Origin of the sequence: Stenotrophomonas sp. MYb57, assembly GCF_002966815.1 — a bacterium.
Classification (GTDB): Bacteria; Pseudomonadota; Gammaproteobacteria; order Xanthomonadales; family Xanthomonadaceae; genus Stenotrophomonas; species Stenotrophomonas indicatrix.
In genome coordinates, this window is sequence record NZ_CP023271.1 from 1,668,961 (window position 1) to 1,692,492 (window position 23,532).

At 65.5% G+C, this 23,532-nt stretch carries 21 protein-coding genes; 8 read left to right on the plus strand and 13 right to left on the minus strand.

Translation table 11 applies throughout. The features are described from left to right. Positions 1–52: 52 nt before the first annotated feature. Together CLM74_RS07610 and CLM74_RS07615 are read right to left on the minus strand one after the other, a co-directional pair. The gene (locus CLM74_RS07610; protein ID WP_059063890.1) at positions 53–1,396 is read right to left on the minus strand and encodes a diguanylate cyclase; all 1,344 of its coding nucleotides are present in this window, start codon (positions 1,394–1,396) and stop codon (positions 53–55) included. Positions 1,397–1,490: 94 nt separating this feature from the next. After that, positions 1,491–3,053, minus strand: coding sequence for a hypothetical protein (locus CLM74_RS07615; protein WP_105164959.1), 1,563 nt, complete (start codon positions 3,051–3,053; stop codon positions 1,491–1,493). A 243-nt stretch (positions 3,054–3,296) separates the two neighbouring features. On the opposite strand from CLM74_RS07615, the gene CLM74_RS07620 reads away from it, so the two are divergent. Continuing rightward, a complete protein-coding gene (locus CLM74_RS07620; protein ID WP_105163782.1) occupies positions 3,297–3,734 on the plus strand; it encodes a hypothetical protein in 438 nt (145 codons plus the stop codon). A 116-nt stretch (positions 3,735–3,850) separates the two neighbouring features. On the opposite strand, the gene CLM74_RS07625 is transcribed toward CLM74_RS07620, so the two are convergent. Both CLM74_RS07625 and CLM74_RS07630 read right to left on the minus strand, forming a co-directional pair. After that, positions 3,851–5,461 (minus strand): MASE1 domain-containing protein, encoded by a 1,611-nt coding sequence (locus CLM74_RS07625; protein WP_099842215.1) that lies wholly within the window; start codon positions 5,459–5,461, stop codon positions 3,851–3,853. Positions 5,462–5,659: 198 nt separating this feature from the next. Next, positions 5,660–6,898 (minus strand): FAD-binding oxidoreductase, encoded by a 1,239-nt coding sequence (locus CLM74_RS07630; protein ID WP_234003466.1) that lies wholly within the window; start codon positions 6,896–6,898, stop codon positions 5,660–5,662. Between the two features lie 200 nt (positions 6,899–7,098). Between CLM74_RS07630 and CLM74_RS07635 the strand changes: the two genes are divergently transcribed. From CLM74_RS07635 to CLM74_RS07645, 3 genes are all read left to right on the plus strand, one after another. Next, entirely contained in the window at positions 7,099–7,860 is a 762-nt protein-coding gene (locus tag CLM74_RS07635) for a gamma-glutamyl-gamma-aminobutyrate hydrolase family protein (protein ID WP_105163784.1), read from the plus strand. Continuing rightward, complete coding sequence (locus CLM74_RS07640) at positions 7,857–9,251, plus strand: glutamine synthetase family protein (protein ID WP_025875326.1); 1,395 nt, start codon at positions 7,857–7,859, stop codon at positions 9,249–9,251. Before CLM74_RS07635 ends, CLM74_RS07640 begins: the two co-directional genes overlap by 4 nt. A gap of 91 nt (positions 9,252–9,342) precedes the next feature. Next, positions 9,343–10,452: a polyamine ABC transporter substrate-binding protein gene (locus CLM74_RS07645; protein ID WP_105163785.1), complete on the plus strand. Its 1,110-nt coding sequence runs from the start codon at positions 9,343–9,345 to the stop codon at positions 10,450–10,452. A 56-nt stretch (positions 10,453–10,508) separates the two neighbouring features. Here CLM74_RS07645 and CLM74_RS07650 read toward each other — a convergent pair whose 3' ends face one another. After that, a complete protein-coding gene (locus tag CLM74_RS07650) occupies positions 10,509–11,909 on the minus strand; it encodes an NAD(P)/FAD-dependent oxidoreductase (protein WP_105164960.1) in 1,401 nt (466 codons plus the stop codon). A gap of 275 nt (positions 11,910–12,184) precedes the next feature. On the opposite strand from CLM74_RS07650, the gene potA reads away from it, so the two are divergent. The 4 genes from potA (at position 12,185) to CLM74_RS07670 (ending at position 16,517) form a co-directional block, all read left to right on the plus strand. Further along, positions 12,185–13,321, plus strand: a complete 1,137-nt coding sequence (gene potA / locus CLM74_RS07655; protein WP_059063668.1) for a polyamine ABC transporter ATP-binding protein — start codon at positions 12,185–12,187, stop codon at positions 13,319–13,321. Then, entirely contained in the window at positions 13,318–14,250 is a 933-nt protein-coding gene (locus tag CLM74_RS07660) for an ABC transporter permease subunit (protein ID WP_025875318.1), read from the plus strand. The genes potA and CLM74_RS07660 overlap by 4 nt, the downstream gene beginning before the upstream one ends. Beyond that, positions 14,247–15,089, plus strand: a complete 843-nt coding sequence (locus tag CLM74_RS07665; protein WP_025875316.1) for an ABC transporter permease subunit — start codon at positions 14,247–14,249, stop codon at positions 15,087–15,089. The genes CLM74_RS07660 and CLM74_RS07665 overlap by 4 nt, the downstream gene beginning before the upstream one ends. Positions 15,090–15,152: 63 nt before the next feature. After that, positions 15,153–16,517 (plus strand): NAD-dependent succinate-semialdehyde dehydrogenase, encoded by a 1,365-nt coding sequence (locus CLM74_RS07670; protein ID WP_032975683.1) that lies wholly within the window; start codon positions 15,153–15,155, stop codon positions 16,515–16,517. Between the two features lie 122 nt (positions 16,518–16,639). Here CLM74_RS07670 and CLM74_RS07675 read toward each other — a convergent pair whose 3' ends face one another. From CLM74_RS07675 to CLM74_RS07710, 8 genes are all read right to left on the minus strand, one after another. Then, positions 16,640–17,674, minus strand: coding sequence for a magnesium and cobalt transport protein CorA (locus tag CLM74_RS07675; RefSeq protein WP_051501564.1), 1,035 nt, complete (start codon positions 17,672–17,674; stop codon positions 16,640–16,642). A gap of 6 nt (positions 17,675–17,680) precedes the next feature. Then, positions 17,681–18,922 carry a DUF4105 domain-containing protein gene (locus CLM74_RS07680; protein WP_105163786.1) on the minus strand — a complete coding sequence of 414 codons (1,242 nt, stop codon included), beginning with the start codon at positions 18,920–18,922 and terminating at the stop codon, positions 17,681–17,683. Continuing rightward, entirely contained in the window at positions 18,919–19,800 is an 882-nt protein-coding gene (locus CLM74_RS07685) for a transporter associated domain-containing protein (RefSeq protein ID WP_033830752.1), read from the minus strand. Before CLM74_RS07685 ends, CLM74_RS07680 begins: the two co-directional genes overlap by 4 nt. A 64-nt stretch (positions 19,801–19,864) precedes the next feature. Continuing rightward, positions 19,865–20,419 (minus strand): hypothetical protein, encoded by a 555-nt coding sequence (locus CLM74_RS07690; protein ID WP_105163787.1) that lies wholly within the window; start codon positions 20,417–20,419, stop codon positions 19,865–19,867. Between the two features lie 79 nt (positions 20,420–20,498). Further along, a complete protein-coding gene (locus CLM74_RS07695; protein ID WP_088100388.1) occupies positions 20,499–21,110 on the minus strand; it encodes a hypothetical protein in 612 nt (203 codons plus the stop codon). A gap of 41 nt (positions 21,111–21,151) precedes the next feature. Then, positions 21,152–21,760, minus strand: coding sequence for a hypothetical protein (locus CLM74_RS07700; RefSeq protein WP_105163788.1), 609 nt, complete (start codon positions 21,758–21,760; stop codon positions 21,152–21,154). A 47-nt stretch (positions 21,761–21,807) separates the two neighbouring features. Next, on the minus strand, positions 21,808–22,293 hold the full coding sequence (gene ybeY / locus CLM74_RS07705; protein ID WP_105163789.1) for an rRNA maturation RNase YbeY: 486 nt from the start codon (positions 22,291–22,293) through the stop codon (positions 21,808–21,810). Then, positions 22,290–23,276: a PhoH family protein gene (locus tag CLM74_RS07710; RefSeq protein ID WP_025875300.1), complete on the minus strand. Its 987-nt coding sequence runs from the start codon at positions 23,274–23,276 to the stop codon at positions 22,290–22,292. The genes ybeY and CLM74_RS07710 overlap by 4 nt, the downstream gene beginning before the upstream one ends. Between the last annotated feature and the right edge of the window lie 256 nt (positions 23,277–23,532).

The following is a 23,532-nucleotide window of genomic DNA, read 5'->3' on the forward strand; positions in this document are numbered from 1 at the left end:
ACTGTAGAGGCGCCGCCCACGGGGGGCGTTGATCTGGATCAAGGCATGCCAGTCAGGACAGCGCAGCCTCGCGCGGGCGCAGCGGGCTGGCCACCGTGGTGCAGCTGACCCGGTTGCGGCCTCCGGCCTTGGCCAGGTACAGCTGGCGATCGGCCTCGGAAATCAGCCGGTGCAGCGCATCACGCTGCGGCCGCAGGCAGCACAGGCCGATGCTGACCGTCATGCGCAGCGTGGCACTGCCGATGTCCACTTCCAGCGCGGCGATGCGCTGGCGCAGCTCCTCGAAATAGAGCAGGGCTTCGTCCTGTTCCATGTCCGGCACCAGCAGGCAGAACTCCTCGCCGCCGAAGCGCGCGATCAGGTCCTGGCTTCGCGCGTGGTCGCCGACAGCACGGGCTACCGCACGCAGCGCATCGTCACCCGCTTCGTGGCCGTGGGTGTCGTTGATGTGCTTGAAATGGTCGATGTCGATCATCGCCACCGCCACGCACTGGCCATGCAGCTGCAGTTGCGGCAGCTGGCGCTGGCTCTGTTCCAGGAAGCAGCGGCGGTTGGGCAGGCCGGTGAGGAAATCGCGGGTGGCGAGGTCCTGCAGCGTGCCGATCAGTTCCAGCTGGTCCACATTCTGCGAGACACGGCAGAAGAACTCTTCACGCGAGAAGGGTTTGCGCAGGAAGTCATTGGCGCCGTTCTTCAGGAAGCGCGGAATCAGCGACGCGTCGGTATTGCCGGAAATGCCGATCACCGCCACCTTGTCGCGCGAGCGCAGGGTACGCAGGCGGCGGGTGAACTCCACGCCCTGCATGCCCGGCATTTCCTGGTCGACCACGGCCAGGCGGATCGCCGGGTGCGCCTCGATCGCTGCCAGGCCTTCGCTGCCATCGGCCGCCTCGTACACCTCATGACCGTACATGCGCAGCAGGGCGGCGGCATAGCCGCGTGCGGACGGCGAGTCGTCCACCACCAGCGCGGCGATGCGCCGGTTGCGTTCCAGGCGCTGCACCAGCCAGACCAGATAGTCGATGCTGCCCGGAGTGTTCTTCAGCACGTAATCGATGATCTGCTGCTGCAGCACGCGCTTGCGCAGGTCCTCGTCGTACACACCGCTGACCACCACGGTCGGCAGGTTGCGCTTGAGGAAGAACTCGACCACCGCGTCGCGGTCGCCATCGGCCAGCACCAGCCCGGTCAGCACCAGGAACCAGCCGCCTTCTTCACTGAGCAGGCGATCGGCTTCGGCCAGCGAGCTGGCCACCACCACCGGCAGCTCCAGGCGCTGTTCGATGGCTTCGCGCAGCATGCCGGTGAAGGCACGGGAATTTTCCACCAGCAGGATGCGCTGCGGCAGCGGATCGGCCAGGTCGCCATCGACAGCGGCCTGCGGCAGGACGGGCATGATGCGGTGGCTCACGTGGGAGGGCTCGGCACCGATAGCGGCGGTTTCAGGTGCAACTTTAGCCGCGCAGGATAACCGGCACGCAGCGGGTGTGTCAGGCCGACGTTGGAATCTGCGGCTGCACACTGGAAATCGAGTCGTATACCGCAAGGCGGAGCCGATTGCTGCGGCAATGTACCGCGCCACCGTAGGCCTGAATCCGTCCGCTCAGGCGCTCGACGGCCTGGTGGGTCGTGTCAGTGGACAGCGCACAGCCACGGTCCAGCAGTGCGACGACCGCGACGATGCCACGGCGGCTACCGGCCGTGCCACACCGGGTCCGTACACAGATCTGGCCCGCCTCCAGTTCCAGCAGCAGCGAGACCGCCTCGATCAGGGTGCGGTAGATCACCAATTGCAGGTCCACATTCAGGATGAACGGGTTTCCGGTCAACCTGGGTCGATTGACCCGGTGGGTATTGCTCCAGATCCCGTACGCGCCACCGCCTTGCAACGCGACATACAGCCCGACCTGTTCCAGTCCAGTGGGGTAGACCAGGCTGGCTTGTTCCCGGAACAGTCGTGAATGCACGGACGATGCATGGTGCAGGCTGTTTGCAACCGCGTGGTGACCCTGGGACTTCAGCCAGCTGACCATCTCGCTGAGCGAACTGTCCATGCCCTCACTCAGATGCTTGAGACGGATGGCCCGCTCGCGTAGCTCACGCTCGCTGGTCTGGTGGGAGCTGCGTGTCAGGCGCAACGTGGTTTCCTCTGCCAAGCCTCGGGACCGGGCGCGTTGATGGTGATAGCTGATGCTGGATCCCAGCGCGAGCAGAGCGACACTCATCACCGCCATGTTCTGTTGGGTAGCGAACGTGCCCAGGTCGAAGGAGGAGGGGAGGCCAGTGCTGGGCGTCGCGGCATGAAGCGGCAGGTTCAACAGCGGAATTGCAATGGCTGCACCACGCCAACCATGCATGAAGGTCAGGGCGATGGCGGGCAGGGCCGCTATCAGTACAAGGTGTGTGCGGGCGACATGGGCGCTGCTGCCTGTCAGCTGCATACCCAAGCCCAGTATCAGCATCAACAGGATCGCCACAGCGGTGGGCGCGACAAGGCGGGTGCGCCAGCTGGGATCTGCGTGCCGCAGGCCCCACAGGAAGGCCAGCGGGACCAGGGTGATGATGGTGGCAAAGTGGCCAAAGATTGCCCGATCGACCGCGTCCAGCAGGTTGCTGGGCGGCGGATTCGTCCAGAGGGCATACGAAATGCCCAGATTAAGACCCGGGACGAACAGCGCTGTGCAGAACGACAACGACAGCAGCCAGAGGCCGGTGGCGGCCTCGGATGGTGTTCTCATCCGATGCAGATAGATCACCAGCATCGCCATCGGCATCAGCAGGGTCGATGCCAGGATGACCCAGTCCAAGCCGTAGGTATCGATCATGGGAAGGCGCAGCTTGGCGAAGTAGATGTACTCGCCGAGCAACAGATAGGGCCACAGGCGCATCGGGACGATCAGCAGCGCAGCCGCCCGGATACCTGCTGGCAGGAAGAACTGGTCCAGCGAGAACTGGCGCGAGACGAGGCAGCTGGCAGCGTAGACGGCGGCCAGCGCAAGTCCGACCGGTCGAATGCGGAAGCTCACCTCGAAGGCATTCTTCAAACGGTCCAGAAAAGCCTCCCTTGCCATCGCTAAGCTACCGCCGACCCGGTAATGAACACTATCCATGGATGAGTGCAGACGCAATCGGCACCATGTTTTCCCGCCAAGGAAATAGGGCCGGCGGGCGTCGGGTGCACATATGGGACTAAATCGTCCGGATTATTCAGCCCTCACTGTGTTGGGGCTGGAAGACGTTACTATCGCTGCGAAGTTGTTTGCTCTCACCCCGACCAGGAGGTCATTGTGCGATCCATGATTGTTGGTGTGGTAACCAGTGCAGCAGTGTTTGTCGCAGCTCCAGCATTCGCGAGTGATAGAGGAGGCGGTGACTACCACGGAAAACCCTTGGCAAGTGCCGCAGTTTCGACGGAGGGCCTTGGTGAGACCCATCCCGCCGCTGCAGACATCAGCGCCGATCCCGCGTTGCAGGTGTACGCTTTCCAGCGCGATGGCGTGGTCTATCTGCAGGTCAACGATCTGGCCGGGCAGGTAAAGGTGATCATCGGCAACGCCGGTGATGCCTACTTCGCATTGCCCGCAGGCAAGTCTGCGGCGCGTGTTTCGCTTCCCGGTCAGCGACTCACTGTTCCGGGTGCGGCACGGCGTTTCGAGGTATATCGTGCGCAGGATGTGGTGCTGGTGCGGTACGCGAGCAGCGATGGCGACATCTGGTCCATTGAAGCACCGTAGTACTCGGCTTCAAGATGCTGGACGTGCAGGCGGCTGAAGCCGCTTGCACGTTTTAGCCTCAAAACCGATGGCGGTACATGCATGCTCCGGAATCAGAAGCCGGCGGGGCCTGTCAATCACGCCTTCGCGCGTGAGGCATCCGCTTCGAATCCCGAAATGCTGTTTCTTCCATTTGACGTGAAAACTTCCAGAGGGGCGGCCGTGCCCGTTTCCTTCATTGCCAGCATGATGCGATTCCGGGTGCATTTCAGTGCGCCCCCGTAGGCCAGCGTTCTCCCGGCCAAACGTTCCATGGCTGCGGCGACAGTTGCGTCGGAGAGGTGTCGCTGTTGATCCAGCAAGGAAACCGTCATCAGGATTCCACGATGCGAACCGATACGTCCGCAGCGTGCCCGCACGTGGATCTGCCCTGCTTCACCCTGGATCAGCAATGACACCGCGTCGATCACCGTGCGGTAGGCGGCTAGTTGCAGGCCGACGCTGAGTTGGCAGGGGTCGCCAAGCAGCGCCGGATTGGCGACACGGGCCGTCTTCTCCCACGCTTCGCGGACGCCTCCTGCCCTCAATGCAACATAGAGCCCGAGGTGCTCCAGAGCCGTCGGATAGATCATGCTTGTCTGCTCGCGCAGCTGGCGCGAATGGATCGACGCCACATGCACAAGACTCTCCGCAATCGAAAGATGGCCCTGAGCGGAAAGCCAGTTGATCACCTCGTCAAGCGCGTGATCAATGCCATCACCCAGCCTCCTTAGATGCAACGCACGTTCGCGAAGGTCAAGCTCACTGGCGACATGTGAGCTCCGCGCGAGTCTTATGGCATTTCTCTCCCCGATCTCCCTGAGTCGATAACGCCGATAGTAGTGGGTGATCCGGGAGCCAAGTATGAGCAGCGCTGCGCCGGTGACGGCCATGATCTGCTGGGTAGCGAATGACGCAGGGTCGAACGACTCCGGGTGAGTGGCGGGTGTGGTCAGACCGATGATCATGTTCAGGGTCGGCACGCCGATGGCGGCGCCCCGCCATCCATACACGCATGTCAGAAGGACCGCAGGAAGTGCCATGAGAAGTTGCAGAGACACTTTCGTCGTCACTGCATCAGCTGGCACATCCGCAGCTGACAGGCCGAGCACGACCATCAGTGCGAGGGCCCCCGCCATCTGCGCGACGTCACGCTTCCGCACCTGTACTTCGGCCTTCCCTCGAGACCAGAGCAGCACAAGTGGCGCGAACGTCAGGATACCGATGAAGTCACCCACCACCAGGCGGACGATGCCGGTCAATAGGGGGAAATCGGGTGGTGTCGGCCAGAGGAAATTTGCAAGAAGCAGGTTGATCAGCGTGACGGATATTGCGGCGAATGCGGCAACCGATATGAGCCAGGCATTCTTTACTGCCGAGATCACGTTGCGGTGAAGATGGACGATCGTCATGACGACCGGCATCTGGAATGCCGAGCCAAGAATGACCCACGTCAATCCGTACCGATCGATCATCGGCACGCGCATCTGCGCGAAGTAGGCATACTCGCCCAGCAGGAGATAAGGCCAAAGCCGAGGTGGGCAGAGCAGTACCGCAGCAACGCGTACGCCGGCGGGAAGATAGAACTGATCAAGCGAGAGCTGCCGTGTGGCCCAGCAGGCAATCGCGTACAGCACAGCCAAGGCAAGTCCTGCCGGATGGATGCGCAACTTCAGCTGCAGGCCTTCATTCCACCAGTTCAATCGCACTACCCCTTCACAGTACGTTCCCTGTCAGCATCCATTCGCCGCGGGACCCGGTTCTTAGCGACGGTATCGACACGCGTTCGATTATGCAATCGCCTCAGCGCTCGGCCCGGCAAGTGAGAAAGTCATCACAGGAATACCGGCGGCGACGAGTTTCACAGTTTTCGGCGGGCGGTAGATTCAGCTCGCTTCCTGATCAGCTCACCACAACGCATCCCGCAGCTTGTACCAGGACATGGCCGCCACCAGCAGCGGCATGCGCAGCAGGCGTCCGCCGGGGAAGGGGGCATGGCGCAGGCGCTGGAACACGTCCAGCCGCTCGCTCTGGCCAACGATGGCTTCGGCGATCACTTCACCGGCCAGCCCGGCCGCTGCCACGCCGTGGCCGGAGAAGCCCTGCGCGAAGTACACATTCCCATCCAGCCGGCCCCAGTGCGGGGCACGGTTGCGGGTGATGTCCACATAACCGCCCCAGACCTGCTGCAGCGGGATGTCGGCCAGTTGCGGGAACACCTCGTGCATGCGCCGCTGCATCACCCGGTGCAGGCCCGGCGGCGGCAGCGCGGAATAGCTGGCGCGGCCACCGAACAGCAGGCGGTGGTCATGGCTGAGCCGGAAATAGTCCAGCGCCCAGGCCGTATCGGAGACCGCCATGTTGTTGCCGATCAGGGCACGGGCGCGCTCGGCCCCCAGCGGTGCGCTGGCGCCGATATACGTACCGACCGGCATGATGCGCCGCTCGAGCTCAGGCACCAGCCCCTGCAGCAGGGCGTTGCCGGCCACCACCAGCTGCGGAGCGCGCACGCTGCCGTGGTCGGTATGCAGCACCGCATGTGCGCCGCGTTGAATGCGCGTCACCGGCGATTGTTCGTGGATGACCACCCCGGCTGCGCGCGCGGCATCGGCCAGCCCGCGGGCGTAGGCCAGCGGATGCAGGTGGGCGCTGAGCGGGTCGAACATCGCCGCGCGGTAGCGCGGACTGTCCAGTTGCCCACGCAGGGTATCGCGCTCCCACCACTGCATCGGGTAATCGTAATGTCGCTGCAGGTGTTCGCAGTTGGCGCGCAGGTCGCGCTCGTGGCGTGCGCGGATGGCAACGCTGGCGTGGCCCTCCACCCAATGGCACTCGATGCCATGCTGGTCGATGCGCGCGCGCATCGCCTGTACCGCCTCGCGCGACCAGTCGAACAGGCGGCGCGCATCCTCGTGGCCGAGCTGGCGTTCCAGCTCGTCCACTTCGCAGCCGTAGCCAACCAGCGCCTGGCCACCATTGCGGCCCGAGGCTCCCCAGCCGATCCGCTGCGCTTCCAGCACCACCACCCGCTGGCCGCGCAGGGCCAGTTCCAGTGCTGCGGTGAGGCCGGTATAGCCGGCGCCCAGTATCGCCACATCGGCATGCAGTTCACCGCGCAACGGCGGCAATGCGGGCGGTTCGGGCAGGCTGCTGGCGTACCAGCTGGGCGGGAAGGCGGCGCTCACCGGCGGCCTCGCAGAAGCGGGAAAGGGCGTCGGAGCGGAGGAGGACGGTCGGGCTTCACGCCGATAGTTTGGCCCAAGCCGGGCGCCCGTGGTGTGAGGGCAGCGGCTTGCCGATGCCGATGCCGGGCGCGTACCTTGATGCCACGCCAAGGAGTTTCCCCATGCGCCGCCTGCCCTGGGTGGGCCTGCCCACCGACAGCACCGTGCTCGGCCATCATCGTTTCGCGGTGGCCGGGGAAAAATATGTGCGTGCGTTGGTTGACGCTGCGCAGGCAACACCGCTGGTGCTGCCGAGTGTGCAGCCGCCGCTGCCGGCGCGCGATTGGCTGCAGGGCCTGGATGGCCTGCTGCTGACCGGCGCGGTCAGCAACATCGAGCCGCAGCATTACGAAGGGGGGCGCACCTGGAACGGCAACCGGCATGACCCGGCGCGCGACGCCACTGCGTTCGCGCTGCTGCGCGAGGCGCTGGCGATGGATCTACCCGTGCTGGCGATCTGCCGCGGATTCCAGGAATTGAATGTGGCGCTCGGTGGCACGCTGCATCCGCAGGTGCATGCGGTGCCTGGCCTGGCAGACCATCGCGAAGATCCACAGGCGCCGGTGGAGGTGCAGTATGGGCCGGCCCACGCGATCACCCTGGCCGATGGGGGGTGGCTGGCGCAGTGGTGTGCCGCCGATCGGGTGCAGGTCAATTCCGTGCACGGGCAGGGCATCGCGCAGGTGGCCGACGGCCTGCAGATCGAGGCCTGGGCCGATGATGGCCTGGTTGAAGCAGCACGCAGCCCGCGCCATCGATTCGTGCTCGGCGTACAGTGGCACCCGGAGTGGTGTGTCATGCAGACGCCGTTCTATCACGCTATTTTCCGTGCGTTCGGCCAAGCTTGCCGGCAGCACCAACAGAATCGACTGGAATCCCCATGAGTTCCCGAACGCGCCCGCGCAAGACGGCCACGCCCCCGCCCCCGCAGGAAAGCAGCCTGCTGCGCTGGCTGAAGGAGCGGCGCATCACCGAGGTCGAATGCCTGGTTCCGGACATCACCGGCAATGCGCGCGGCAAGATCATCCCGGCCGACAAGTTTTCGCACGATTACGGCACGCGCCTGCCCGAAGGCATCTTCGCGACCACCGTCACCGGCGAATTTCCGGACGATTACTACGACCTGACCTCGCCGTCGGACTCGGACATGATCCTGCGCCCCGACCCGGACACCGTGCGCATGGTGCCGTGGGCGACCGACCCGACCGCGCAGGTCATCCATGACTGCTACACCAAGAACGGCGAGCCACACGAACTGGCCCCGCGCAACGTGCTGCGCCGGGTGCTGGATGCCTATACCGAGCTCGGCCTGCGGCCGGTGGTCGCGCCCGAGCTGGAATTCTTCCTGGTGCAGAAGAACACCGATCCGGATTTTCCGCTGCTGCCACCGGCGGGTCGCTCCGGCCGCCCGGAAACGGCGCGGCAGTCGTACTCGATCGACGCGGTCAATGAGTTCGATCCGATCCTCGACCTGATGTACGACTACTGCGATGCGATGAAGCTGGACGTGGATACGCTGATCCACGAATCCGGCGCGGCGCAGCTGGAGGTCAACTTCACCCACGCCAATGCGATGGATCTGGCCGACCAGGTGTTCCTGTTCAAGCGCACCATGCGCGAATCGGCGATGCGCCATGGGGTGTATGCCACCTTCCTGGCCAAGCCGATGGAGAACGAACCGGGCAGTGCGATGCACATCCACCAGAGCCTGCTGCGCATCAGCGATGGCCAGAACGTGTTCACCGGCGAGCACGGTGGTGAGGATTTCAGTCCGCTGTTCGCCCATTACCTGGCCGGCCTGCAGAAATATGTGCCGATGGCCATGGCGTTCTTTGCGCCGAACGTGAATTCCTACCGGCGCCTGGTGTTCGGTGAGGTCTCGCCTAGCAACGTGCACTGGGGCTTCGACAACCGCACCTGCGGCCTGCGGGTGCCGCTGGATACGCCGGAGAACATGCGGGTGGAAAGCCGCTTTGCCGGCTCCGACGCCAACCCTTACCTGGCGATGGCCGCGACCCTGGCCTGCGGGCTGCTCGGCATCCGTGAGCGCCTGGCGCCGGATGCGCCGGTGACCGGCAGCGCCAAGGAACTGGGCTACGACCTGCCGCGTTCGCTGGGTGAAGCGCTGGACGGGCTGGAGCAGTGCAGCGAGCTGCAGGCGCTGCTCGGCGAGCGCTTCTGCCGCGCCTACACCTCGGTCAAGCGCAAGGAATACGAGACCTTCTTCCGCGTGATCAGTTCGTGGGAGCGCGAGTTCCTGCTGCTGAACGTGTGAAGGCCGCGAATAGAAAAATCCCTCGCCGGGGGGTAGGCTGGCACCCGTCGCCGGCCCGGCCGGCCCCCCTTTCCGCATTCTGGAGCACCCGATGAAGCTGCGTATCCTCACGCTCGGCCTGGCCTCCGCCATGCTTTCCGCCTGTGGCGGCGGCAACGGCGGCGGACAGGACAGCCAGGTCCTGAACGTCTACAACTACAGCGACTACATCGCCGAAGACACCATCTCCAACTTCGAGAAGCAGAGCGGGATCAAGGTCACCTACGATGTGTTCGACAGTGACGAGATGGTCGAGACCAAGCTGCTGGCCGGCAACAGCGGCTACGACGTGGTGGTGCCGACGCTGAACTTCTTCGGCCGGCAGATCCAGGCCGGCGTGTTCCTGCCGCTGGACAAGTCGAAGATCCCGAACCTGGCCAATCTCGACCCGGCGGTGATGAAGCGCATCGCCACCCAGGATCCGGGCAACCAGTACGGTGTGCCGTACATGATCGGCACCACCGGCATCGGCTACAACGTGGACATGCTGAAGGAGCGTTTCGGTGGCAGCGCCGACATCGCCAACAGCTGGGACCTGGTGTTCAAGCCGGAAAACATCAGCAAGATGAAGGACTGCGGCGTGACCATCCTGGACACGCCGGCGGACATGATTCCGATCGCGCTGCACTACCTGGGCCTGGACCCGCACAGCGGCGATCCGGCCGACCTGCAGAAGGCGGCGGACCTGCTGAAGTCGATCCGCCCGTACGTGCAGAACTTCCACTCCTCGCAGTACGTGGGCTCGCTGGCCAACGGCGGCACCTGCCTGGTGGTGGGCTGGTCGGGTGACATCATCCAGGCCCGCGACCGTGCGGCCGAGGCCAGCAATGGCGTGCACGTGGCCTATTCGATCCCGAAGGAAGGCGCGCCGCAGTGGTTCGACATGCTGGCCATCCCGAAGGATGCCAAGCATCCGGAAGCGGCCTACGCGTTCATCAACTATCTGCTGGAACCGAAGGTGGCCGCGGCCAACACCAACTTCATCCACTACGGCAACCCGGTGCCGACCGCGACCCCGCTGGTGGACGAGGCGATCCGCACCGACCCGACCATCTATCCGCCGGCCGACGTGGCCGCGAAGATGTTCACCTATTCGATCAACACGCCGGAGACCGACAAGCTCTACACCCGGCTGTGGACCGAGGTGAAGACCGGCAGGTAAGCGGTCCTGCCCGCTGGAAGAAAGTGGTAGCGCCGGGCCATGCCCGGCGGATGGCCTCAGCCCTTCCCGGAAGCTGCACCACCGGCCCGGCCAAGGTGCCACAGGATGGCAGGCAACAGGTCGCGCGCATCGCGACCGCCGTTGCACAGGAATGATGAGCTCATCCGCTGCAGGTTGTGCATGCCGATGAAGAACAGACCAGGCTGCGGGGAGACACCGAACTCGCCGAGCGGGTAGCCGTGTTCGTCCAGCACGCCGTCCACATGCAGCCACGGCCATTCGGCGACGAAGCCCGTGGCGAGGACAACCGAGCGTATGCCGGCAGCGTTCAGATCCAGTTCGCGCGGCGAGGCGTCCGGCTCCCAGTGCAGGTAGACCTCTTCGGGAATGTAGCGGGCATCATCAGTGCGCGGTTCGGGCCGCGTGTCGTAGTACCCGCTTGCCAGTGAATCGAGATAGGCGTACTCGGCCCGAGTCGCCTCGACCGCCGTGCGCAGCTGTGGGCGGACATCGGCGAAGCGGGCGATGTCCGCGTCGAAGCCCTGCAGGCGGCCCAGCAGTGTGATGCCCTCGCGATGCATCGACAGCAGGCTGATCGAGCTGCCCAGGCCTGCGCGTCCCTTGCCGGAAATCAGCGGGAACTCTGCGGTCCGGGCCTTGCGCAGCGCGTCCGGCTCCCCAGCGAGCACCCCGGCCGATTCACTCACATGCTGGTGGATGCGTCCGGCCATGTCCCACCAGGTCATCGAATCCTTGCCGCGCAGCCGGCGCGTATGCGAATGGCGCTCGGCCAGCGACCAATACACGGTGCGGCCGCTGGCGCGGAGGTCCTGGGCGATCTGCGCGCCGGACTGGCCGCCGCCGATGACCAGCACCGCGCCGTCGGGAAGCTGCCGGCAATTGCGGTAGTTGCTGGAGTGCAGTACCGCCAGCGCCGGCCCGGGCGCAAAGGGAACGCGGGGCATCCGGGGACGGCCGTATTCACCGGTGGCCACCACCACCGCAGCGGCCTGGATCGGTCCGCGGCTGGATTCGATGGCGTAGCCGCCCGCCTTGGGCGTGACACGCAGGACCGCGCAGCCTTCTTGGATCGGCAGTGACCTTTCGCTGGCGTAGTCGCGGAGCCGCTGGATCACTTCCGGTGCGGCCATGAAGCCCTCCGGGTCGTCGCCCGCATAGGCGTGGCCATGCAGGGCAATCGTCGCGTTGGCGGTGTTGGTCTGGAAGGAATCCCAGCGCCGCCGCCAGCTGGCGCCCACGGTTTCCGCCTCCAGTACGCGATGCGCGACGCCGGCCTCCTGCAGGACCGCGCTGAGTGACAGCCCGGCCTGGCCGGCGCCGATGATGGCCACCTCCAGCCGATCAGCTGACGAGGGCTGGGGGGCGGGTGGGGCGAAGACAGAAGTGTCTGCGGATGTCACGCGTGTTCGTCCATGGTCGGCCTCGATCCTGGGGATTGCGACGGGGTAGTGGCGGGCGATCAAGGCTCCCGGTTCTGAAAAACGTTGCAGATTCGGCGCGGCACCCGCAGGCCAAGGCGGAAACACCAGGCAACGGCCACGCAGGGGGGCGCGTGTTGCGCCTGGAGTGCGCCATTTGCGGGCCAAACCCGACACCGGTCCGGTACTCCAGGACGGCCAGCGGCGCCTTCCCGCCCGCCGTCGTCATATCCCCATCGGCCCCCGGCCGGTAGAATGGCGGCCGCTGTCCACCGCCCGCTCCCGGAGCCCCCATGCCCGTTGAAGCCCAGCCGGAAGCCGCCGTCGTCGAAGCGACCGGTGTGCCCGGCTATCTCTCCATTCGTGATCTGCGCAAGGAATTCGATGGCTTCGTCGCCGTCGACGACGTCAACCTGGACGTCCGCAAGGGCGAGATATTCGCGCTGCTCGGTGGCTCCGGCAGTGGCAAGTCGACCCTGCTGCGCTGCCTGGGCGGCTTCGAGACACCCACCAAGGGCAGCATCACCGTCGATGGCCAGCGGATGGATGCGCTGCCGCCGTACCAGCGGCCGGTCAACATGATGTTCCAGTCCTATGCGCTGTTCCCGCACATGACCGTGGAGCAGAACATCGCCTTCGGCCTGAAGCAGGACGGACTCGGCCGCGAGGCCATCGCCAAGCGCGTGGGCGAGATGCTCGACCTGGTGCAGATGGGCCATCTTGGCAAGCGCAAGCCGCACCAGCTGTCCGGCGGCCAGCAGCAGCGCGTGGCGCTGGCGCGGTCGCTGGCCAAGGGGCCCAAGCTGCTGCTGCTGGACGAACCGATGGGCGCGCTGGACAAGAAGCTGCGCTCGCAGATGCAACTGGAGCTGGTCAGCATCATCGAGTCGTCGGGCGTGACCTGCGTGATGGTCACCCACGACCAGGAAGAGGCGATGACCATGGCCACCCGCATCGCGGTGATGGACGCCGGCTGGATCCAGCAGGTCGGCAAGCCCGACGAGGTCTACGAGCAGCCGGCCAACCGCTTCGTTGCCGAGTTCATCGGTTCGGTCAACCTGTTCGACGGGGTGATCGACGAGGACCTGCCCGAATACGTGACCGTGCGTTCGCCGCTGTTCCCGGCGCCGGTCTACATCGCCCACGGCATCACCTGCTACGAAGGGCAGCCGGTCGCGTTCGCGCTGCGCCCGGAGAAGGTGATGATCGGCAAGGACGAGCCGGAAGGGCACACCAACAAGGCGCAGGGCGTGATCGAGGACATTGCCTACTTCGGCAGCCATTCGGTCTACCACGTGCGCCTGCCCAGCGGCGCCAAGGTGCTGGCCAACTTCGCCAACTCGCAGCGCTGGGCCAGCGATGGCCTGACCTGGGGTGACGAGGTGTGGGTGCACTGGCGCGACAACGACGGCGTGGTGCTGACCTCATGAGCGCCGCCGGCCTGAAGCGCTGGCTGCCGGGGCTGCGTGCCACGGTGATCGGCATTCCGTACCTGTGGCTGCTGCTGTTCTTCGCCGTGCCGTTCCTGATCGTGCTGATGATCAGTTTCTCGCACAGCCGGGTCGGCTCGCCGCCGTACACCTGGCTGCTGCAGTACGTCGATGGCGGGCTCTCGCTCAAGCTCAACCTCGAGAACTACCTGGCGCTGTTCCGCGATTCGATCTATGCGCAGGCGTTCCTGAGCTCGATCAAGATTGCCGCGATCTCGACCTTCCTCACCCTGCTGATCGGCTATCCGATGGCCTACGCCATCGCCCGCCTGTCGCCGGCCGCGCGCAACGTGGCGATGATGCTGGTGGTGCTGCCGTCCTGGACCTCGTTCCTGATCCGCGTCTACGCATGGAAAGCGATCCTGGACCGCAACGGCCTGCTCGACCAGTTCCTGCAGTACACCGGCCTGCAGTCGCTGATGACCTCGATGGGCCTGCCGAAACTGCAGCTGATCGACACCCCGACCGCGGCCTACATCGGCATCGTGTACTGCTATCTGCCGTTCATGGTGCTGCCGCTGTACGCCAACCTGGTCAAGCATGACCACCGACTGCTGGAAGCAGCCTACGACCTCGGCGCCAAGCCGTGGCAGGCGTTCCTGCGCATCACCCTGCCGCTGTCGAAGGCGGGCATCATCGCTGGCTGCATGCTGGTGATGATCCCGGCGATCGGCGAATTCGTGATCCCGGAAATGCTGGGTGGCTCGGAAACCCTGATGGTCGGTCGCCAGCTGTGGAACGAGTTCTTCAACAACCGCAACTGGCCGGGCGCCTCGGCGATGGCAGTGGCGATGATCCTGTTGCTGCTGGTGCCGATCCTGCTGTTCAACCGATCCCAGCAGCGGTTGCTGGAAGGGAAGCAGGCATGAGCCCGCGTTCTGCCAAGGGCCTGGGCCTGGGCGTGCTGCTGCTCGGCTTCGCTTTCCTGTACCTGCCGATCCTGCTGTTGATGTTCTATTCGTTCAACAGCTCGCGGCTGGCCATGGTCTGGGCCGGGTTCTCCACCCGTGCCTACAGCGACCTGTTTGCCGACCGCGCGCTGATGGATGCGATGTGGACCAGCCTGGTGGTCGCGTTCTGGACCGCCTGTACCGCCACCGTGCTCGGCACGCTGGCGGCGATGGTGATGACCCGCTTCAAGCGTTTCCGCGGCAAGCCGTTCTTCGGTGCGCTGGTGACCGCGCCGCTGGTGATGCCGGACGTGATCCTCGGTTTCTCGCTGATGGCGCTGCTGGCCTCGATGGGCGCGATACCGGGCTTCCCGGCGCGTGGCCTGGCCACCATCTGGATCGCCCACGTCACCTTCACCCTGTGCTTCGTCACCGTGGTGGTGTCCTCGCGCCTGCAGGAGATGGACCTGTCGCTGGAAGAAGCGGCGATGGATCTCGGCGCGAGCCGGCTGACCGTGTTCACCCGCATCACCCTGCCGATCATCGCCCCGGCGCTGGTGGCCGGTTGGCTGCTGGCGTTCACCTTGTCGCTGGATGACGTGGTGGTGGCCAGCTTCGTTGCCACGCCGGGCTCGACCACGCTGCCGATGAAGGTGTTCGCCTCGGTACGCATGGGCATCAGCCCGAAGATCAATGCGCTGGCCACGCTGCTGGTGTCTGCAGTATCCATTGCTGCGGTGATCGGCTGGTACATCAATGCGCGTGCGGAGAAGCGACGCCAGCGCGACCTGCAGCTGGCCCGCCAGGACAACGGCTGAGCCGGCAACATCCGGCTCACGGCGGCCGGCGCACAATGGGGGTCTACCTGATGGAGACCCCCCATGACCGTCGAGATCATCAACCCGGCCACCGGCCAGGTGACCTACCGCCATGAGCTGATGGATGCCGCTGCCATCGAGCAGCGCCTGCAGGCCGCAGCCGAGGCGTTCCCACGCTGGGCCGAGCGCTCGCTGCAGGATCGCGGGGCGATCCTCAAGCAGATTGCCGGCCAGCTGCGTGCGCGCCGCGATGACCTGCAGCAGGCCATGACCAGCGAGATGGGCAAGCTGAAGGCCGAGGCCCTGGCCGAAGTGGAAAAGTGCGCGACCACCTGTGAGTTCTATGCCGACCATGCCGCCGACTATCTGAAGCCGCAGCTGATCGATACCGAGGCCCAGCGCAGTTACGTGCGCTATGAACCGATCGGCTGCGTGTTCGCGGTGATGCCGTGGAATTTCCCGATCTGGCAGGTGTTCCGCTTCCTGGCCCCGGCGTTCATGGCCGGCAACGTGGCGCTGCTCAAGCACGCCAGCAACGTGCCGCAGTGCGCCGACCTGATCCTGGCGGTGTGCCGCGATGGCGGCCTGCCGGACGGTGTGTTCGACGTGCTGCACATCGACAACGACCAGGCTGCCGACGTACTGCGCGATGCACGGGTGAAGGCAGTCACCCTGACCGGCAGCGAGCGGGCAGGGCGCTCCATCGCGTCCAACGCTGGCAGCCAGTTGAAGAAGTCGGTGATGGAGCTGGGCGGCAGCGACGCCTTCGTGGTGCTCGATGATGCCGACCTGGACAAGGCGGTTGCCGCCGCGGTGAAGTCGCGCTTCGACAACAGTGGCCAGACCTGCATTGCCGCCAAGCGCTTCATTGTGGTTGAAGCGGTGGCCGATGAATTCACCCGGCGCTTCGTCGAAGCCGCAGGCGAGCGTCAGTACGGCGACCCGAACGAGCGCGGCACCACACTGGCGCCGATGGCCCGTGCCGACCTGCGCGACGAACTGCACAAGCAGGTGCAGGCCAGCGTCGCCAAAGGCGCGCGGGTGCTGATCGGCGGCGAACCGATTGCCGGTTCGCACGCGGGTTACCCGGCCAGCGTGCTCGACCAGGTAGGGCCGGGCATGCCCGCCTATGACGAAGAACTGTTCGGGCCGGTCGCTGCGGTCATCCGGGTCAAGGATGAAGCCGAAGCGCTGCGTGTGGCCAACGACACCCGCTTCGGCCTCGGCGGCAGCGTGTGGACGCGTGACCCGGTGCGTGGCGAGTCCTTCGCCCAGCGCATGGAATGCGGCGCGGCCTTCGTCAACGCCATCGTCAAGAGCGATGCGCGGTTGCCGTTCGGCGGCAGCAAGGAATCAGGTTTTGGCCGTGAACTGGCCGACCACGGCATCCATGAGTTCATGAACATCAAGACCATCTACGTGGCTTGATGATCACCCAATGCGCCACGACAGGTACGCCAGGTGTCGACCGTCGTGGCCTACCGGTCCGGTGGGTATCGACGGTTGGTGGCCTACCGGTTCGGTGGGTATCGACCGTTGGTCGATACGCCCTACAGCCACTTCACCCGCTTGAACAGCCGGTACAGGCCAACGCAGATGCCACCGACAGCGACGATCATCAGCGGATAGGCCCACGGCTGGTTCAATTCCGGCATGTGGCTGAAATTCATGCCATACCAGCTGGTGATCAGCGTCGGTGCGGCCAGCAGCGCGGCCCAGGCACCCAGCCGCTTCACCGTCTCACCCTGCGCCAGCGTCACCAGTGACAGGTTCACGCTCAGGGCCGTGCCCAGCATTTCGCGCAGCGTGTCGATGACATCGCTGATGCGTACCGCATGGTCGTGCACGTCGCGGATATACAGCTTCACTTCGTCCGGGAACAGCTCGCCCTGGTACCGACGCAGCTGTGCCAGTACATCCTGCAGTGGCGCCACCGCCATCCGCATCTTGTTCAACTCGCGCTTGAGCTCATACAGGCGCACCACCGTGCTGCGCTTGTAGCTGTCGGCAAAGATGTCCTTCTCCAGCAGTTCCAGGGTGTCGCGGAAGCGGTTGGTGATGGGCAGGTAATTGTCGACCACGAAGTCGGCCACGGCGTACAGGCAGTACGAGGGGCCCATTTTCAGCAGCTGTGGTTCGCGCTCCACGCGCGCGCGCACCGGTGCGTACGAGAGCGAGGCGCCATGGCGAACGGTCACCAGGAACCGTGGGCCGAGGAAGGCGTGGGTCTCGCCGTACTGGATGCGCTCGTCAACCATCTGCGCGGTGGTCACCACCACGAACAACGAGTTGCCGTAGGCCTCCACCTTGGGGCGCTGGTGCGCGTTGCGCGCATCTTCGACGGCCAGGTCGTGCAGGCAGAATTCTTCCTGCAGCTTCAGCAGCACGTCTTCGTTCGGATCGTACAGGCCGACCCAGACGAAACCATTGTTGCTGGCGATGACATCGCTGATGGCATCCAGGCTGATGTCGTGGCGTTTGCCGTCGTCATCGTAGTGGACGCAGTTGATGACGCAGGTGGGATTGGCTGCGGCGGAGGCGGCAGCAGGGGCGGGCAGTGGGGCGGGCAATGACATGCCCGCCATCGTGCGTCAGTGCTGCGTTTCCGACAAGTGAGGACGGCGCCCCAGCACCCAGGCCAGCGCCGCGTGGACCGGCAGCAGCAGCACGATCCACTGCACGTTGTACTGCGCCTGCAGGCTCAGCCAGTGCAGCACCAGCGCAGCCACCGCCTGCACCGCTACCAGCCACAGCACGATCCTGAACATGCGGCCGGGCACGCGCCGCCGCAGCAGGCTGATCGCCCCCGGCAACAGCAGCACGCACAGCGGCGACAGCAGCAGCAGGTTGCGGTTGGCCCAGGCAGCGTAGTGCGTGCTGAAACCCCACAGGAACACCAGCAGGCCACCGGCGATGGTGCACAGCAGCCATAGCGGCAAGGCCAGGCCGGCCAGCAGGCGCGTACGCCTGCGCAGCGCCAGCACGCCCACCGCAATCACCAGGCCACACAGCAGCCACGGCCACCAGTGGCGCGCGAATTCCTTCGGTTCGGGATCGATGCGGTGCGGCAGCAGTTCCTGCTCGGACTGCACCAGCGGGCGGCCGTCGCTGTTGCGGGCCTGCCGCAGGGCATCGGCCAGGCGCATCGGCACGAAGGCTTCCTGCCAGCGCGACAGCGGCTGGTCGGCAAACGGGCCCAGGCCGATATCGAAGCCCAGCCACATCCACGGGGCCGGGGACGCCAGCCGTACCGACTCGCTGCGATAGGTGTTGCCACGCGAACGGCCCGACAGCTGTGAATGCAGCCCGCCGCCCAGTGCCTTGTCCAGCGTGTCGCGCACCATCGTCGCGCAGTTGGCGGTGTAGTAATCGTAGTGGTAGCGCGCGTTTTCCGGCTTGGCCCGTTCGGCCAGGTCGGCGGCCAGCGAGCGTGCCTGGTCAGGGGTGATATCCAGCCACTGCACGCTGGCACCGCGGCCGGTCTCGTCGTAGTACGACAGGTCCTGCTGCAGTGGCAGCGCCACCAGGTAATACATCATGTCGCCACGCACGAAGCGGCCGATGAAATCCTGTTCGGACGGATCGAAGTAGCCGAAGTTGTACGAGATCGTCTCGCCGCTCACCGGGTCCAGCACGACGATGGCATCGTGGCCGAAGCGCTCGAAGAACACGGTGCCGGGCTGCATGGTGACCACACCGACGCGCGGGGCAGGGGCATCACTGGCCGTCGAAACGGCCGGTGGCGCCGCCTGCGCGAACGCGGTCAGTGGCAGGGTCGTGGCCAGCACGCAAAGTGCCAGCCACACCGTCAGGATCAGGCCACGGTGCTTCAAGCGTCGTCCTGCGCGTCCGGTGCCAGCACCGTTACATGGAAGGCCTGGACCCGGCGCGCATCGGCGCGGGCTACGCGGAACATGAAACGGTCCAGCGCCAGTTCGTCACCGACTTCCGGCAGATGGCCCACCGCTTCGGTCACCAGGCCACCGATGGTGTCGTAGTCCTCATCGGAGAAGGTGGCACCGAAGCGCTCGTTGAAATCGCCGATCGGCGTCAGTGCATCCACGACGTACTGGCCATCGGCCTGGATGGCGATCTGCGCCGAGAAGTCCTCGGCTTCGTCGTGCTCGTCGTCGATCTCGCCGACGATCTGCTCCAGCACGTCCTCGATGGTGACCAGGCCGGCGACACCGCCGTACTCGTCCACCACGATCGCCATGTGGTTGCGCGACAGGCGGAATTCCTTCAGCAGCACGTTGAGCTTCTTCGCTTCCGGAATCAGCACCGCCGGGCGCAGCAGTTCACGCACGTTGCCCGGACCGTTGTCGGCAACCACGCCGCGCAGCAGGTCCTTGGCCAGCAACACGCCAAGGATGTCGTCCTTGTTCTCGCCATGCACCGGAAAGCGCGAATGGCCGGACTCGACCACCTGCTTCATCAGCTCCAGGAAGGGCGCCTCGACCGGCAGCGAGACCATCTGCGAACGCGAGATCATCACGTCGCCCACGGTCAGCTCGGCCACCGAAATGGCACCTTCCATCATCTTCAGGGTATCTGCGGCGATCAACCCTTCTTCCTGCGCGGTGTGCAGGACAGCGACCAGCTCGTCGCGGGTGTGGGGTTCGCCGGAAAAAGCAGACGTCAGGCGTTCAAGCCAGCCGCGCTTCTTTTCACTGTGCTCCACGGAGGAGCTACTACTGTCGTCTTCTGACATCTCTGGAAAAAAGGCACCCGGCAGGCCGGGCGATGACCCAAGTCTAGCAGGATGTGGGGGCCTGTCAGTGACCGTCGGCCGCCGGGGCGGTGGCGGCCGGGCCCTCTTCCTCGGCCGGCAGGTCCAGGCTGTAGGTGCAGCCGGCCAGGGTCCTGCCCGGGTGACTGGCGACGGTGGATACGCTGAGGATGATCGACTCGATCTGCGCCTCCCCGGTCTTCGGGTCGGTCACATCGCGGCTGACCAGCTCGCGCCCGGCCATGAACTTGCCGTCCTGGTCGTAGCCGATCTCCAGGGCCAGCTGCTTGGCCAGCGGCCGCGGATCGGCCTGGTCGAGCACGGCCATGATGCTGGCGCCGGCCACGGCCACACGCTCGGTCTGCTGGCCGAACACGGTGATCGGGCTGGCCAGGCGGTACTCGCTCATGAACTGGTTGCCCTGCGGCAGCGGCTGCAGGCCATGCGCCACGGCCTTCAGCGGATCGGCCAGCAGCGGTGCCAGCGCGGCGTGCTCGGCCACGCCCTGGCGGCATTCGATCAGCGCAGGCAGGTCCAGTGGCGCGGCGGAAGCGGTTGGGGCGACGACCAGCAACATGGGCAGGAGACGCAGCGGTGACATGGCGGGAGCACCCCGTCGGCAGGATGGAAGCGGTGCATGGTAACGACGATGCAGGCGGGCGGCGAGCAGGGAGCGTGGGTCAGGGTGGGTAGCGTTGACTGGAGGCGGGCTGCCAGCGGACCCTGACCGGGAAGCCCAATTGCGCTTCCAGGTGATCACGAACGGTGGTCACCGTTGCCCGGGACTCATGGCCCTCTTCCACATCCAGCACCAGCTCGCCGGTTCTGACGTCCAACGCCAGAGCGTCCAGGTGCGGGATCTGACTGCGGATCCAGGGGTGTTGCGCCCGCATGCGGCGCTGCATCTCCGCCTCCGTCAGCGCAGCGCCGGTGCGGAAGTGCACGTACTGCGGGCCATCTGCGCCGCCATGTACCTCATCTGCTACCGGTTCATCACCGGTCAGTCGCACCACGACATGCCAGCCCGGATCGTTGTCCACCCAGATACCCGCCAGCCGCGCCGCGTGCCTGGCTTCCAGGCGCTCGATCAGCGCCCGTTGCTGGGCGGTGGCGACGGTGTTGCGGGTGTCCTGCTCGCTGCTGCCGAAAAAAGCGCGCAGCTCGGCGACCTTGGCACTGATGTCGGCCTCACTGTCACTGGCGGGAAACGGTGAGGGCCGGTCAGGATCGGGCATCAGGCCTGCCCCGGACTGCAGCAGGGTGGAGAGCAATAGTGCGGACATCAAGGTCATTGGTGCTCCCGAGGCAGCATCACCCGTTGCAAAGGGCGGTGTCAGCCCTGCGGTGTCCGGTGCAGCAGCGCCCGCACACGTCGTACCGAACGATTGGCCACAGTGCGCAACGCCATCGCCGGCAGGGTCAGCATCGCCGAGAGCAGTGCCACGTGGACCAGTTGCATCACCGCGCGGACCGCAACCGGCAGTGCACCCGGTTCCAGCAGCCACTCCGGCAGATTCGTGCTCGCCAGGTGGATGGTGCTCATGTACACCACAGCGAGCAGGAACAGCGCCCACAGCTGCGCACGCGTTGCGTAAAAGAACGGCAGGCTTCCGCTTGCGCGCCCGAGGCGCTGCTGCAGGACCACGCGCCAGCTCACCGGTGCGGAGAGCGCGCCGATCAGGATCAGCACCATCGCGGTCATCCAGATCGCCGACGTACTGCTCACCGGCCCATTGCCGCTGAGCAGGTGCGGCCCGACCACACCCACGGCTACGCCTGCCAGCAGGCTGGTGGGCGACAACAGGGCCAGCGTGCCCAGCAGCCAGTGCCGGCCGTCGGGGTGGTTGGCGCTGACGCGGCGCACCACGTTGGCGGTCACGACCAGCAGCAGGGAGAAGATCGCACCTCCGGCCAGCAGCGGCCCCATGTCGCCCATCATCATCCATGTCTCCGGGAAGGTTGCAGGCGCAGGATAGCGCTGTCCCCGGCTCAGCGCTCGCCCGCGTACGGGTCGTCGATGCCGAGCTCGGCCAGGATTTCGCGCTCCAGCTGTTCCATCGCCTCGGCTTCCTTGTCGTCCTCGTGGTCCCAGCCAAGCAGGTGCAGCACGCCGTGCACGGTCAGGTGCGCGTAGTGGGCGTTGAGCACTTTGCCCTGCTCCCCGGCTTCACGCGCCACCACCGGTGCGCAGATCACCAGGTCGCCCAGCAGCGGGAACTTGACGCCCTTGGGCAGGCCTTCCGGCACGTCGGCCGGGAAGCTCAGCACGTTGGTGGCGTAGTCCTTGCCCCGGTAGTGCCGGTTCAACGACTGGCCTTCCTTGCTGTCGACCACGCGGATGGCCAGGTCGGCCTCGCGGATGCGGCCCTTCAGCGCAGCCGCCACCCACTTGCGGAAGCTGACGGCCGAGGGCAGCCCGGCACGGGGCAGGGCGTAGTTGACGGCGACATCCAGTCGTACGGGACCACGGGTCATGGAGTCGCTCCAGGTTGGATCTCATGCAGGTCGCGGCGGTCGTAGGCACTGACGATGCGCGCCACCAGCGGGTGGCGGACCACGTCGCGGGCTTCGAAGAAGGTGAAGCTGACGCCCTCCACGTCGCGCAGCACGTCGATCGCATCGCGCAGGCCGGACTTCACGTGCTTGGGCAGGTCGGTCTGGGTCAGGTCGCCGGTGACCACGGCGGTGGAACCGAAGCCCAGGCGGGTCAGGAACATCTTCATCTGTTCGATGGTGGTGTTCTGCGCTTCGTCCAGGATCACGAACGCATCGTTGAGCGTGCGGCCGCGCATGTAGGCCAGCGGCGCGATCTCGATGACGTTCTTTTCCAGCAGCTTGAGCACCTTTTCCACGCCCAGCATTTCATACAGGGCGTCGTACAGTGGGCGCAGGTACGGGTCGACCTTCTGGCTCAGGTCGCCGGGCAGGAAGCCCAGCTTCTCGCCGGCCTCGACCGCCGGACGCACCAGGATCAGGCGCTGTACGCGTGATTCGTTCAGTGCTTCCACCGCGCTGGCCACGGCCAGGAAGGTCTTGCCGGTACCGGCCGGGCCGATGCCGAAGTTGATGTCGTGGCTGACGATCTGGTGCAGGTAGCGGCTCTGGTTGGAACCCCGCCCGCGCACGGTTCCGCGCTTGACCTTGATCGCCACGTCCTGCGCTTCATAGGAGCGGTCGGCGATCTGTTCGATGTTGGCCGCGTTCAGCCGCAGGTGAATGGCGTGGTTGTCGAAGGTGGTCTCGGCGGCTTCTTCGTACAGCGCCTCGATCAGTTTCTGCGCCTCGGCGCTGGCCTCGGCCGGGCCGCTGATGCGGAACACGAAGCCGCGGTTGGCGATTTCCACGCCAAGCTTCAGTTCGATCTGGCGAAGGTGGCCGTCGAACGGGCCGCACAGGTTGGCCAGCTGCGCGTTGTCTTCCGGCGACAGGGTGAAGTCTCGATGCTCGATGCTTTTCATTGCTTGGGGTGGGGCGGGGTCGCCGTCCACCGCGATGGAGTCAGGGACGACAAGGGTAACGCGCAAGCCGGCATGACGACAGTTCTCCACACCGGGTGTGGACCGGCGCCGAAGAAACCTGTGGATAGACCTTCGCAGGGCTTGTGCCACAAGGAAGATGATGCCGTGGTGAAAATTGTGCCAGTGCCTGCAGGGTTTTCCACATGCGGTGTGGACGGTGTTGCCACGAACCTGTGGATAGGTGGCAGCGAGCCTT

Coding starts and splice junctions, on each gene's coding strand:
- CLM74_RS07695 (WP_088100388.1), bottom strand. CDS start 21,110: ATGACCTTGATGTCCGCACTATTGCTCTCCACCCTGCTGCAGTCCGGG.
- CLM74_RS07690 (WP_105163787.1), bottom strand. CDS start 20,419: ATGTCACCGCTGCGTCTCCTGCCCATGTTGCTGGTCGTCGCCCCAACC.
- potA (WP_059063668.1), top strand. CDS start 12,185: ATGCCCGTTGAAGCCCAGCCGGAAGCCGCCGTCGTCGAAGCGACCGGT.
- CLM74_RS07620 (WP_105163782.1), top strand. CDS start 3,297: ATGATTGTTGGTGTGGTAACCAGTGCAGCAGTGTTTGTCGCAGCTCCA.
- CLM74_RS07660 (WP_025875318.1), top strand. CDS start 13,318: ATGAGCGCCGCCGGCCTGAAGCGCTGGCTGCCGGGGCTGCGTGCCACG.
- CLM74_RS07670 (WP_032975683.1), top strand. CDS start 15,153: ATGACCGTCGAGATCATCAACCCGGCCACCGGCCAGGTGACCTACCGC.
- CLM74_RS07635 (WP_105163784.1), top strand. CDS start 7,099: ATGCGCCGCCTGCCCTGGGTGGGCCTGCCCACCGACAGCACCGTGCTC.
- CLM74_RS07700 (WP_105163788.1), bottom strand. CDS start 21,760: ATGATGATGGGCGACATGGGGCCGCTGCTGGCCGGAGGTGCGATCTTC.
- CLM74_RS07610 (WP_059063890.1), bottom strand. CDS start 1,396: ATGCCCGTCCTGCCGCAGGCCGCTGTCGATGGCGACCTGGCCGATCCG.
- CLM74_RS07675 (WP_051501564.1), bottom strand. CDS start 17,674: ATGGCGGGCATGTCATTGCCCGCCCCACTGCCCGCCCCTGCTGCCGCC.
- CLM74_RS07665 (WP_025875316.1), top strand. CDS start 14,247: ATGAGCCCGCGTTCTGCCAAGGGCCTGGGCCTGGGCGTGCTGCTGCTC.
- CLM74_RS07645 (WP_105163785.1), top strand. CDS start 9,343: ATGAAGCTGCGTATCCTCACGCTCGGCCTGGCCTCCGCCATGCTTTCC.
- CLM74_RS07685 (WP_033830752.1), bottom strand. CDS start 19,800: ATGTCAGAAGACGACAGTAGTAGCTCCTCCGTGGAGCACAGTGAAAAG.
- CLM74_RS07710 (WP_025875300.1), bottom strand. CDS start 23,276: ATGAAAAGCATCGAGCATCGAGACTTCACCCTGTCGCCGGAAGACAAC.
- ybeY (WP_105163789.1), bottom strand. CDS start 22,293: ATGACCCGTGGTCCCGTACGACTGGATGTCGCCGTCAACTACGCCCTG.
- CLM74_RS07640 (WP_025875326.1), top strand. CDS start 7,857: ATGAGTTCCCGAACGCGCCCGCGCAAGACGGCCACGCCCCCGCCCCCG.